The 12,922-nt window shown below is 44.3% G+C and carries 11 protein-coding genes; all 11 read right to left on the bottom strand.

Annotated elements, in window-relative coordinates; genetic code table 11:
• Positions 1-60 precede the first annotated feature (60 nt).
• Positions 61-273, bottom strand: a complete 213-nt coding sequence (locus NSS87_RS19025; RefSeq protein ID WP_042128829.1) for a YlzJ-like family protein — start codon at positions 271-273, stop codon at positions 61-63.
• Entirely contained in the window at positions 270-1,049 is a 780-nt protein-coding gene (locus NSS87_RS19030; protein ID WP_179281594.1) for an ATP-dependent Clp protease proteolytic subunit, read from the bottom strand. Before NSS87_RS19030 ends, NSS87_RS19025 begins: the two co-directional genes overlap by 4 nt.
• 215 nt (positions 1,050-1,264) lie before the next feature.
• Positions 1,265-2,944 carry a ribonuclease J gene (locus tag NSS87_RS19035; protein ID WP_042189403.1) on the bottom strand — a complete coding sequence of 560 codons (1,680 nt, stop codon included), beginning with the start codon at positions 2,942-2,944 and terminating at the stop codon, positions 1,265-1,267.
• 510 nt (positions 2,945-3,454) lie between these two features.
• Positions 3,455-4,330 (bottom strand): 4-hydroxy-tetrahydrodipicolinate synthase, encoded by an 876-nt coding sequence (gene dapA, locus NSS87_RS19040; protein WP_076285437.1) that lies wholly within the window; start codon positions 4,328-4,330, stop codon positions 3,455-3,457.
• 13 nt (positions 4,331-4,343) lie between these two features.
• On the bottom strand, positions 4,344-5,567 hold the full coding sequence (gene dapG, locus NSS87_RS19045) for an aspartate kinase (protein WP_339242095.1): 1,224 nt from the start codon (positions 5,565-5,567) through the stop codon (positions 4,344-4,346).
• A 355-nt stretch (positions 5,568-5,922) separates the two neighbouring features.
• Complete coding sequence (locus NSS87_RS19050; RefSeq protein WP_042189406.1) at positions 5,923-6,519, bottom strand: dipicolinate synthase subunit B; 597 nt, start codon at positions 6,517-6,519, stop codon at positions 5,923-5,925.
• A gap of 1 nt (position 6,520) precedes the next feature.
• Entirely contained in the window at positions 6,521-7,417 is an 897-nt protein-coding gene (gene dpsA, locus NSS87_RS19055; RefSeq protein WP_042189407.1) for a dipicolinate synthase subunit DpsA, read from the bottom strand.
• A gap of 195 nt (positions 7,418-7,612) precedes the next feature.
• Positions 7,613-8,059: a dUTP diphosphatase gene (dut, locus tag NSS87_RS19060; RefSeq protein WP_197071224.1), complete on the bottom strand. Its 447-nt coding sequence runs from the start codon at positions 8,057-8,059 to the stop codon at positions 7,613-7,615.
• Positions 8,034-9,302 (bottom strand): pitrilysin family protein, encoded by a 1,269-nt coding sequence (locus NSS87_RS19065; RefSeq protein ID WP_042189409.1) that lies wholly within the window; start codon positions 9,300-9,302, stop codon positions 8,034-8,036. The genes dut and NSS87_RS19065 overlap by 26 nt, the downstream gene beginning before the upstream one ends.
• Positions 9,303-9,378: 76 nt before the next feature.
• Positions 9,379-10,362, bottom strand: a complete 984-nt coding sequence (locus NSS87_RS19070; protein ID WP_042189410.1) for a polysaccharide deacetylase family protein — start codon at positions 10,360-10,362, stop codon at positions 9,379-9,381.
• A 247-nt stretch (positions 10,363-10,609) separates the two neighbouring features.
• The gene (gene pnp, locus NSS87_RS19075) at positions 10,610-12,712 is read right to left on the bottom strand and encodes a polyribonucleotide nucleotidyltransferase (RefSeq protein ID WP_042189411.1); all 2,103 of its coding nucleotides are present in this window, start codon (positions 12,710-12,712) and stop codon (positions 10,610-10,612) included.
• Between the last annotated feature and the right edge of the window lie 210 nt (positions 12,713-12,922).

Below are 12,922 nucleotides of genomic sequence, written 5' to 3' on the forward strand. Positions count from 1 at the left end.
AACATTATACCATATAATGGCGTGGCGTACCTATGTTCTCTTTTGTCAAAAAATGAATCTTTATGTTAACGTAATTATCGCTCCAGGAGAGAACGACGGATCTAAATATCGCTCCAAAGGACAATCCAGTAATCTTACTATGCGCGCGCGTCCTTCCTCCATCGGCTCAACCTGCATGAGCATCCCCTGAACACTTACTTCTCGCGTTGTAGCGTAATTATTAAATGCCCCCTCCCACACCTGTTCCATCGACATTATCGTATAGAGTGTCATTGCGTAAGCCCTCCCGAAATCGCTGCTGTAGGCGCTGCAGAGAAATCTCCACCAATCATGCGGTTAAGATGCGCTAAGGCAGCTCCGATCCCGCCCACCTCATCCATGAGACCATATTTAACGGCGTCCAACCCCCCAACGGCTGTTCCAATATCACGATTGAGCTCACCTGTCTTAAACATGAGGTCACGGAACTGTTCTTCAGAAATCCGAGAATGAGAAGTAACGAATTTTACTACACGCTCCTGCATTTTTTCCATGTATTCGAACGTCTGTGGCACTCCAATTACTAAGCCATTCATACGAATCGGATGTATCGTCATTGTTGCACTTTCCGCAATAATTGAATACGTAGAGGATACAGCAATCGGAACGCCAATACTATGGCCCCCTCCAATGACTACTGTTACCGTTGGTTTAGAGAGCGAAGAAATCATTTCGGCAATCGCTAGACCAGCTTCTACATCTCCACCAACAGTATTTAAAATAATAAGCAGACCTTTAATATTCTTATTCTGTTCAGCTGCCACCAGCTGAGGAATGATATGTTCGTATTTTGTCGTTTTGTTCTGAGGAGGCATTACAATATGGCCTTCAATCTGACCGATGATCGTTATGCAAAAGATATCCGGTTCACCCGTAGGAACCGCTGTTTGTCCAAGCTCTTTAAGTGCACCCATTGTAGTGGGCGGCATGTTTTCATTTGTACTTGGATTTCCCTCTTGTGGTATAACTTCCTCATTCTTTGCTCCATTTGATCCATTCATGTAGTTCATTTTCGCAGCTCTCCCTTTTCTTATGCAGCTCTGGTCTGCTATAGCCTTACTAACTTTCATTAGTATGACATTTCAGGGCCCCGCATTATGCAAACCTCTCCTCATGATGTGAATATAAACAATACAAAAACCCCTTTTCCCGTAGAAACCGTCCAATATTTCCGGGGAAAAGGGGCCAATGCCCAAGCTATATATTTATTTAAGGAGAATTCTCCTTACACTTCCATGATAATTGGCAAAATCATCGGTCTACGACGCGTTTGCTCGTATAAGAAACGACCGAGTGAATCTTTTACGCTTGTTTTAAGCGATGCCCACTCATTTACTTTCTCACTCATCAGGCGCTGCAGTGTACTGGAAACAATTCGGTTCGCTTCGTCAAGCAGTCCTTCGGACTCACGAACATAAACGAAACCACGAGAAATGATGTCAGGTCCGGAGACAATTGCACCATTCTGTTTGCTTAGTGTAACCACGACAACCAAAATACCATCTTGAGACAGCAGCTTACGGTCACGCAATACAATATTACCTACATCACCTACACCCAGACCGTCAATCAATACGTTACCAGCCGTTACTTTACCAGCTTTACGAGCGGCACCGCCTTGAATTTCCACAATCTCACCGATTTCAGTGATGAAAATGTTCTGAGACTCTACGCCAACAGATTCTGCCAAAAGCGCATGTTTGCGTTGCATACGGTATTCACCGTGAATTGGAATGAAATATTTTGGTTTCATCAGGTTGAGCATAAGCTTAAGCTCTTCCTGGCTACCGTGACCGGATACGTGAACGCCAGAATTGGAACCGCTATAAATTACGTTAGCGCCAAGACGGAACAATTCATCAATGGTACGACCTACATATTTCTCGTTACCTGGTACCGGTGTTGCTGCAATAATAACAGTATCACCTGGCAAGATATCTACTTTACGATGACTGGAACGTGCCATACGGGTCAATGCGGACATTGGCTCGCCTTGGGATCCTGTGCAAAGAACAACGACACGGTTCGCTGCCATTCTGTTCATTTCTTCAGGCTCGATCAGCATACCATCAGGTACGTTCAGATATCCAAGCTCAGAAGCGATGGATACAACGTTTACCATACTACGGCCAATTACTGTAATCTTACGACCTGTGGATTCTGCTGCATTAACCACTTGTTGAATGCGGTGCACATTGGAAGCAAAAGTTGCTACAACGACACGTTGTTCAGCTTTGCGGAAAATGTCTTCCAGAACGATACCGACATTTTTCTCAGATGGGGTAAAGCCTGGTTTCTCAGCATTTGTACTATCCGACAAAAGAGCAAGCACGCCCTTCTGGCCAATTTCAGCCATCCGATGCAGATTTGCAAATTGACCGTTGACTGGAGTGTGGTCAAATTTGAAATCTCCCGTATGAACTACGTTACCTTCCGGTGTTTCTATGCATACACCGACGGAATCAGGAATACTGTGATTGGTTCTGAAGAAAGTAACTTTGAGCGAACTTCCCAGTTGAATTTCTGAATCTTCATTGATCAGAATTCGTTTGGTGTCACCCAGTAAGTTTGCTTCCTTCAATTTGTTTTCTACAAGGCCTAATGTAAGTCTTGTTCCGTAAACCGGAACATTCAAATTCTTCAGGACATATGGGAGACCACCGATGTGATCCTCGTGTCCGTGGGTAAGTACAATCCCTCTTACCTTGTCACGGTTCTCTGTCAAATAAGAGATATCAGGAATTACAATATCAATACCGAGCATATCTTCTTCCGGGAACTTAAGTCCCGAATCCACGACTACAATGTCAGCTCCATATTGAATGACATACATGTTTTTCCCGATTTCTCCGACTCCGCCCAATGCGAAAATCATCAATTTATCGTTGTTGTTTTTTTTGGACAAATGAATCTAACCCTCCTATGATGTTGGACGTCATACTTTTATTGGTAAATATTGAACTTCGATTATTTCAGCGGCGCTGAACACATTCTTCAAACAGCTGATAGCTTCCTTAATTAACAAGGATATTCCTGATATCTGTAAAATGCGCAATGCGAAAGCTCCCGATTCCGGGCAGTAAAGTTCATATTGAAGCGGACAAATGCCGTCAAAATTCACCGTCGCGCCCCTCGCGCGAAGACATTTCAATCATTTACACAGACTCATCTTGGGACCTATCCTGTCTCACAATGTATACCATTGACGGAAGATTACCGCATATTTAATTTTAACCGCACCCAGTCACTTAAGATCATTATACATGATTTTTTTGGCAAAAGACAAGTCACCCTATCTCGTATCCAAATTCTTTCCTTAAATGTGACCCATTATTTTAGCAAAATATAATAAATATAAAAACCGGCTCTCCACAGGAGAAGCCGGTTTAAAGACTAGAATATCATTGTTCAGCACTTAGTGAAATAGTGCCTCGATAAAGGCCGCCTCAGCTTCAGTAGGTGAAATAAGCGGCAATCTGACGCCTCCAACAGGCAGACCTTTCAAACTTAAAGCATATTTGACCGCTGAAGGATTCGGTAAAGGTTGTGGACATTCGAACAACCCCTTGTAAATAGGGAACAATTGCCGATGGATCTCTCCAGCTCGCTGAACATTTCCTGAGGTGAATGCATAGATCATTTCTGACATCTGTGCACCAACCACATGACTAGCTACACTGATAATTCCGTATCCTCCTACGGCTAGACTAGCTAAGCCCGCAGAGTCATCACCGGTATATACACGGAAGTCATCGGAACACGCAGAAGCGATAAGTGTTACTTGATCGACAGATGCACATTCTTTTGTCGCAACAATATTCGATATTTCAGCAAGTCGAAGGGTTGTGTCCACGCTCATACTTACACCCGTGCGACCGGGAACATTATACAGCATGACTGGCAATGAAGTCTCCGTAGCAATCGCAGAAAAATGCTGATAGAGCCCTTCCTGATTAGGCTTATTGTAATAAGGAACGACCAAAAGTACGCCATCCACACCTATTTTCTCCGCTTCCTTCGTGAGGTGAATAGAGTGCTTCGTGTTATTACTGCCTGTTCCAGCAATAATTTTACAGCGACCATTCGCCTTCTCTAGTACAAAAGAAAACAGCTGCAGTTTCTCCTCATCACTTAACGTTGGGGATTCCCCAGTTGTACCACAGACAACCAATGCCTCTGATTTCTGTTCCTCAATTAAATAATCGACAAGCTGTGAAGTTACATCCCAGTTGATTTCTCCATCCCCGTCAAAGGGGGTTACCATGGCTGTTATTAATCTTCCGAAATCCACTTTGAATTCCTCCTTAGCGGTGCAATTCAAACATAGCGTGCAGCGAACGCAGGGACTGCACCATATCCTCTTTCTTCACCAGCACCCAAATCGTTGTATTCGAATCTGCGGATTGGAGAATCTGAATATTTTGTGAGCTAAGTGCCTCAACGATACGCGCCATAATACCAGGCACACCATTAATTCCGCCCCCGATAACGGAAACTTTTGCACAACCTGATAAACTCTTAGGACGCAAGCCCAATTGCTGAAGAACTGAGATGGCCTTTTCTGATTTGTCATCGAACACAGTATAAAGAGCTTCAGTAGGTGTTACATTAATAAAATCAACGCTTATTCCGTTGTCGGCCATACTTTTAAAAATTTGCAGTTGAACGCCCGTACCATTTCCATCTGGACACTCCACAGAAATCTGTGTAACGTTGCTGACATAAGCAATCCCTGTTACGAAGCGATCTACAATGCCGCCAGACTGAATGTCGTTGAATCCTTCAGGATTCGTAACCAGCGTACCTTCAGTCTCAGAAAATGTTGAACGAACGCGTACTGGAATTTGTGCCTGCATAGCAATCTCAACCGCACGTGGATGGATCACTTTTGCTCCTTGATGAGCCATATTACAAATTTCTGTATAACTAACATACGTTAGCGGTTTTGCATCTTCAACGATCCGCGGATCTGCTGTAAGAATCCCGTTAACATCTGTATAGATATCAACCATATCTGCATGAAGGGCAGCACCCAGTGCAGTCGCAGAGGTGTCACTTCCTCCACGGCCCAAAGTCGTCAAATCACCAGCTTCAGTCTGTCCTTGGAACCCGGTCACTATAACTACTTTATCTTCACGCAGTTCACGAAGAATACGATCAGGACGTACATCTAGAATTCTTGCATTGCCATAGTTGCTATCTGTCATAAAACCAGCCTGAGCTCCCGTTAGTACCGTAGAAGCAACCCCTTCATTCTCCAGCAGGCCACAAAGTGTAGTAGCAGAGATAATCTCACCACAGCACATCAAGAGATCCTTCTCACGCTCTGGGAGTGAATCTCCATTCTGAACAGCCCAATCCAGCAGAGTATCTGTTGCATAAGGTTCTCCGCGTCTGCCCATTGCCGAAACGACAATGACCAAACTATAGCCGCTAGCGAGCTCCCGTTTGACATTACGAATGACGTGCTCTCTAGCTTGTGGTGTTGAAAGTGATGTTCCTCCGAATTTTTGTACCAGAATACCCATGTATAATTCCTCCATTATTGTCAAAGCAAACACACTAATCGTTCGTAAATAGAACTCATTTCGTCTCTAATGAGAAATTCCTTTACAGTACGTAAGCTTATTTCTTAAGTAATTTTCTTTTATTTTGAAAAATGGTTGTACCGCCCTCGAAATGAGGACGGTAGCAGTAAATCTTATATTTTTTGGTGGCAATGATCTCAGCAATGGGTTTAGCAGATCTTGGCTTTGAATGTTCACGACCGTATCTATTGATTAAGAAGTAACTCCGACCAAGGCGGCATTTAACTTCTCATTGCTCATTTAGTGCATCTCCCCTTTTATTGTCCGCAACTAGCTCCACCGATTCCGCCCTATTCTAGACGGAATGAAACTTTTCAATAATCATCGGCTGTAGTTGTTTACCTTGCAAAGCGGCATAGCAAGCTTCTGGGATAAGATCCATACGCGCTACTAACGAATTAGGTTTGCCCTCAGGGTTATCCTGTCCGAATGGCACAAAATAAATATGTTTAGCCACTAGAAGCTTTGCAATATTTGCGGCATTAAGACCTAAGCCATCATTGGTAGATATCGCGAGAACAAGTGGACGTCCATTGCGCATCTGCGATTTTGCAGCCATGAGCACTGGACTATCGGTCATAGCATTTGCCAATTTACTCGTTGTATTTCCAGTGCAAGGTGCTATCGTCAGCACATCCAGCAGCTTGGAAGGACCCAGCGGTTCCGCTTCAACAATTGTAGAAATGATATCATTACCTGTTATATCTTTCAACTGTTTTAGCCAATTTTGCGATGTTCCAAAGCGGGTGTCGGTGCCTAGTACGGATGCTGAAACTATGGGCACTACGTTTGCTCCTCCATCTACGAAGCGTTGAATTTGCGGCATTACCTCCGCAAATGTGCAGTGAGATCCGGTAATCGCATACCCTACTGTTTTTCCGTGCCAATCCATTTTATTCGTCCCCCTTGATTAAAGCCTCGTCCGATATCGACTGAACCAGCGCATTTGCCATAATAATCCCAGCGCTTTTAGGAGCTACAATGCCAGGGAGTCCAGGTGCCAGCATCGCTTTAATTCCTCTTTTCTCAGCATAACGAAAGTCACATCCACCTGGAGCGGAAGCCAGGTCGACAATTAAGCAATGCGGTGAGATACGTGAGAGTACTTGTGCGGTGATGATCATACTTGGAATCGTATTAAATATCAGATCAACATCCGGCACATGAAGCAACAGTTCACTGGTCATAAACGGCTTCCAGCCCATTTCCTCAGCACGTGCATAATGTTCCTGTTTTCTAACACCGGCTTTGACACTAGCACCCAATCCTTGCAGACTTCTTGCCATTGTAAAACCCGTTCTGCCCAAGCCCAGTACCATCGATTTGGAACTGTGAATGGTAAAATCCGTGTTCTGTATGGCCATAACCAGTGCCCCTTCCGCTGTTGGGATGGAGTTGTAGATGGCTACATCATCACGATTAAGCAATTCAATTAACTTTAACGAATGCTTGGCGCACATGCCGCGTAAGTAGCTTTTAGCCATACCGCTATACACCAAACAATGGGGTGGCAAAGCAGCAAAATGTTCTTCCAAGAGCATCAAGCGTTCAGAAGAAAATAAAGCACTGATATTCCCTTCATCATCACAACCAACCGTAGGCAACACTAATACATCTGCATTACTAAGCAGCTCTACCGTCATCTGTTCCAGGCTCACCCCTGGGCAAGGGGCTTCCCATTTATCGAACCCGGCAGCGCTTACCGTCGCATCCAATTCCACACATTTCCGAATCACTTCAAGCTGTCTCGCGTCCCCGCCCAGGAACACGATCCTGACGCCAGTAAGCATAGGGATGACGCTCCTTTCAACATACACTATCGACTATAGAGCATCTTATGCTGGGCATTCTTAATGGGTGAAAAGCGGAGAAGAATTAGCATGCAGGCTTAAATGTGAAACTTATAAATTGTCATATTCAAACGAAAAAAAGCTCGCGAATCACGCCGATTGGGCATAATTTCGCAAGCTTTTTAATAAGTCAAATTATTTGCCAGTGTGACCGAAGCCTCCGGCTCCACGTTCTGTTTCGGATAAAGCATCTACTTCAACCAAAGTGACCACTGGAACCGCTTGAAATACCATTTGGGCAATGCGCTCATTACGAGCGATAGCAAATGGCTCTTGCCCTAGATTGATCAACAACACTTTGATCTCTCCACGATAATCAGCATCAATCGTTCCAGGTGTGTTCAAACACGTAATCCCATGCTTCAAGGCTAGTCCACTTCGTGGACGAATTTGAGCTTCTAATCCGTCTGGCATAGCTAATGATATGCCTGTTGGAATTAATGCACGTTCTCCAGGTGCAAGCACGACTTCGCTACCAACTGCGGCATATAGATCATACCCGGAAGCCTGTTCTGACATTTTACAAGGAAGATTAACATCCTCGTTTCCAGCTAGTTTATTGATTTGTACGTAATAAGACAAGATCATCTCTCCTAACATTTGCAATAGCTTTATCTGTTGAACCTACCATCGCTAAAGAAAGCGGCTCAGCAAACATATTATCAAGCACACTGTTGATATTGTCCATCGTTACTAACTGAATCTTGGCGATCATATCGTCTAATGTGTTATGTTTTCCGAGCATAAGTTCATTTTTTCCAATCCGATTCATCCGGCTACTAGTGCTTTCCAGGCTAAGAATAAGGCTACCTTTAAGCTGCTCCTTGCCTTTTCTCAGTTCATCTTCACTAAGACCCTCAGTAGCAAGTTCGTACATCATTTCCTTAATTAGCTCCGTTACATCCTTAGTTTGCTTCGGTGCTGTTCCAGCATAGACCGTGAACAAACCAGAATCCGCTTGAGAACTGTGGTATGAATATACAGAATAGGCTAGGCCACGTTTTTCGCGAATCTCTTGGAACATCCGTGAGCTCATACCGCCGCCAATGGCATTATTAATAAGCACCATAGCATATTGCAATGGGTCGCCAGAGCGGACCCCTGGTAGGGAAAGACAGATATGATTCTGTTCTGTTTTTTTGCGGTGAAACAACAAGTCCCCATAATAATCCGGTGGAGTCAACGGCGCAGATGTGCCATGATTAGCAAAAGAACCAAAATGCTGCTCCAGCAGCTCAATCAATCCATCGCTGATGTTCCCAGCTACACTAATTACCGTATTCTCAATCGTATACTGCTCCTTCATGTAGGCACGAAGATCATCCGGCTTCATCTCCATCAGCCGTTCCTTTAAGCCAAGGATAGAATACGCAAGCGGATGATCCTTGTAAGCAGCAGCACACATCAAATCATGCACAAGATCGTCTGGTGTATCTTCGCACATAGAAATTTCCTCAAGAATGACGTTCTTTTCTTTCTCCAGCTCTTCAGCATCCATACGTGAACGGAAGAACATATCTGCTAATACATCTACTGCGATAGGCAGATGCTCATCCAGTACTTTTGCATAATAGCAAGTATATTCCTTAGAAGTAAACGCATTTACATTGCCGCCAATAGCATCGAACTGTTCGGCAATATCCTTAGCACTATATCGGTCCGTACCTTTAAAAAGCATATGCTCTACAAAATGGGATATCCCGTTGTTTCCAGGGTGTTCATTCCGCGAACCTGTCTTCACCCATATTCCAAATGAAACGGACCGGCCGGTCGGAATTTTTTCCATCACTACTCGTAATCCATTGGATAATACTATTTTTTCCACTTCATGTCCTCCTGGCAATAGCCATGTTCTATCTAAATTAATACACGTGCCTATAATCCTACCAGAAATAGATCACTCACTCAACATCAGAGGGGATTAGACGCTCCGCTGACAGCGTTTGGCTAACTGTTCCTAGCTGTAACCCTTTTGCCTTTATCCCGCGTATCATGGCCTTCAGCGCCTTGGAGGATGAGGCAGTAGGATGCATTAGAACAAGTGTGCCGGCTTCAGCTTTGCTTGTGATTTTGGCAACTATAGATTCAGGAGAAGGATTTCGCCAATCCACCGTATCTACAGTCCAGAGTACAGTCTTTAAGCCCAAGCTGCTAGCGATTTCTACTGTCTCTTGATCGAAATCACCAGATGGAGGTGCGAACCATTTATTAGTGACTCCAAGCGATTCCTTTAGCAGCTTTTGCGTCTTCTCAATCTCAACGGTAGCCCGCGCTCGACTTAAAGTACTCATATTGGGGTGGGTATAGGCGTGATTCTCCATCTCATGACCACGCTTTAACATTTCTGTAGCAAGCTCTGGATTCTTACTCAGCCAGCTTCCATCCAGAAAAAACGTAACTTTCACGTTCTCTTCATCCAAAATATCCAGCATTGGCACGATATACTGATTCCCCCAAGCCACATTAATCATCAGTGATACCATCGGTTTCGCCGAATTTCCTCGATATATAGGTTCTGCTCCCAGTTCATTTAACGATACTTTTGGTTCGATCTGCCGATACACTAACTTTATGGGCTCTTTTGGTGCCAAAAGAGCATTCCGATAGGTACTCTCTACATCAATCTCAAGTCCGTTATAGCCCGGAATGGCTTTCCACACCCGGTCAACCACTGCATCCACTGGAGGTGCATTTAGTTTGGCCGCGGCGGTCTCAATCCTCAGACGAAGATCGTTGTTCGCCGCCTTAGGGATATCCATCCACACCGCGAGATCATCCTGCGGCTTCAATTGCGCAAGCATGTCTTTGACTGGTCCCTGTGTGCTACCAATTCCTATCACGATTGCTACACAAGCAACCACTAATGCCACTTTTTCCGTCTTCATGACGACTTCCTCCCCGGTAGAAACGAATTTCAGGTTCGTTCCACACGATTACAAAGACACTTTGTCCCAATCTATGAGACAAGGGAGGATTTTATGTCATGAACAGATACAAGACTAATAGATAGGAATGTTTGCTACAGTTTTCCAGCTTCGTTCATATAAAAAAAGAGCCAGAACGCAAATCGCTTCTGTCTCTTTTAATAATGAAATTAGATCCCTTTAGTAAAGGTTATTACTAAGATCAATCTTACGCTTTAGCTCCAGTTTCCGAAGTCAACACTGCTTTACGAGACAGGTTAACCCGACCTTGTGGATCGATCTCGGTAACTTTAACGGTAATGGTGTCACCAATAGCAACAACATCTTCTACCTTAGCTACACGCTCAGTAGACAATTGGGAAATGTGTACCAATCCGTCTTTGCCCGGAATAAGTTCAACAAATGCACCAAATTTCTCAATACGTCTAACTGTACCCACATAGATTTCTCCGACTTGTACTTCACGCACAAGACCTTCGATAATCGAACGAGCCTTTTGGATCATTTCTTCATCTGAAGAACCGATAAAGACACGGCCATCTTGTTCGATGTCGATTTTCACGCCGGTTTCTTCAATAATTTTATTGATAATCTTACCACCAGCACCGATAACATCACGGATTTTGTCCGGATTGATGTTGATAATAATGATTTTTGGAGCATATTTGGACAGATTAGGTCTTGGTGCAGAGATCGCTTCATTCATTTTGTCCAAGATGAACAGACGGCCTTCTTTAGCCTGCTGAAGTGCATCTTGAAGAATGTTGCGGTCGATACCGGCAATCTTAATGTCCATTTGAATAGCTGTAACACCTTCTGCTGTACCAGCTACCTTGAAGTCCATATCTCCGAGATGATCTTCCATACCTTGAATATCCGTCAGGATGGAGACATGATCTCCGTCTTTGATCAGACCCATTGCTACTCCGGCTACTGGTGCTTTGATTGGCACACCAGCGTCCATCATAGCCAGAATGCTGGCACAGATACTTGCCTGAGAAGTAGAACCATTAGATTCAATCGCTTCTGATACTAGACGAATCGTGTACGGGAATTCAGTTTCACTAGGAATTACCTTGGATAATGCACGTTCTCCAAGTGCTCCGTGACCGATTTCACGACGTCCTGGTGCTCTAAGCGGACGAGCTTCCCCTACGCTGAACGGAGGGAAGTTGTAATGGTGCATGAAACGTTTCGTTTCAGTAGGATCGATTCCATCGAGGATTTGTACATCACCTAGAGCTCCAAGGGTACAAACGCTAAGGATTTGTGTTTGTCCACGTGTGAACAGACCGGAACCGTGTGTACGCGGCAACAGGCTTGTATCACATTCAATCGGACGGATTTCATCCAGTTTACGTCCATCTGGACGAACCTTATCATGCGTGATTAGACGTCTTACTTCATCCTTCACGATATCATGTAGGACTTCTTTAACATCTTTCAGAAGCTCCGGTGCTTCTATGTACTTCTCTACGAAATACGCAACCGCCTCATCATTAACGACATCAATGGCTTCCTGACGAGCATGTTTTTCAGCAATTTTAACGGCTTCCACCAGACGAGCCTCAGCAAATGCACGGACCTCAGTATTCACGTCAGCATTCACTGCATGCAGCTTCACAGCCATTTTTTCTTTACCAGCCACTTTGACCAGTTCTTCAATGGTTGCAACGATCTTACGGATTTCATCATGACCGAACATAATCGCTTCGAGCATCACATCTTCCGTCACTTCATTCGCTTCTGCTTCAACCATCATGATTGCTTCCTTCGTTCCAGCAACCACTACATAAATATCACTGATTGCTTGCTGAGCCATATCCGGATTGATCACAAATTCTCCATTAATCCGACCTACAGCAACGCCGCCGATGGGTCCATCAAAAGGCACATCGGAAATACTAAGTGCAGCTGAAGTACCGATCATAGCAGCAATATCTGGTGCGCAGTCCTGATCCACACTCATTACCATGTTCAATACCTGAACATCGTTACGGAAACCTTCAGGGAACAGTGGTCTGATTGGACGGTCAGTCAAACGGCTGGACAGAATCGCTTTCTCACTCGGTCTACCTTCCCGTTTAATAAATCCGCCCGGAATTTTACCAACCGCATATAATCTTTCCTCATAGTTAACTGTAAGCGGGAAAAAATCCAGGTCCTTCGGCTCTTTCGATGCCGTAACGGTACATAATACCGAAGTATCCCCATAACGCACCATAACGGCTGCGTTTGCTTGTTTAGCTAGTCGGCCCGTTTCCAGCACAAGGCGTCTTCCGCCTAGCTGCATTTCTACACGTTTTTCCATAAATACCTCCTTGAATAGTAGTAGACCCGCAGTCAAATATTGCAGGTTCACATATCGATCTAATGAATCGGAAAGGCTTGTCCCCAAGCTAAAAACGCCTTCGGAGTCCTTATAAGGACGGTAGCGTTTATGCGAGAATTATAAGGATAAAGTATAGCATGAAACTTATACTTTCTTATAATTTAAGGTATGTAACCTGTTCTGTATACA

Source organism: Paenibacillus sp. FSL F4-0243 (assembly GCF_037963295.1).
In the GTDB taxonomy this organism is placed as follows: Bacteria; Bacillota; Bacilli; order Paenibacillales; family Paenibacillaceae; genus Paenibacillus_AQ.

Bases quoted from the DNA above. Each gene is read 5' to 3' on its own strand.
- NSS87_RS19025 (WP_042128829.1), bottom strand. From the start codon at position 273: ATGACACTCTATACGATAATGTCGATGGAACAGGTGTGGGAGGGGGCA.
- NSS87_RS19030 (WP_179281594.1), bottom strand. From the start codon at position 1,049: ATGAACTACATGAATGGATCAAATGGAGCAAAGAATGAGGAAGTTATA.
- dapG (WP_339242095.1), bottom strand. From the start codon at position 5,567: ATGGGTATTCTGGTACAAAAATTCGGAGGAACATCACTTTCAACACCA.
- NSS87_RS19050 (WP_042189406.1), bottom strand. From the start codon at position 6,519: ATGGATTGGCACGGAAAAACAGTAGGGTATGCGATTACCGGATCTCAC.
- dpsA (WP_042189407.1), bottom strand. From the start codon at position 7,417: ATGCTTACTGGCGTCAGGATCGTGTTCCTGGGCGGGGACGCGAGACAG.
- NSS87_RS19070 (WP_042189410.1), bottom strand. From the start codon at position 10,362: ATGAAGACGGAAAAAGTGGCATTAGTGGTTGCTTGTGTAGCAATCGTG.
- pnp (WP_042189411.1), bottom strand. From the start codon at position 12,712: ATGGAAAAACGTGTAGAAATGCAGCTAGGCGGAAGACGCCTTGTGCTG.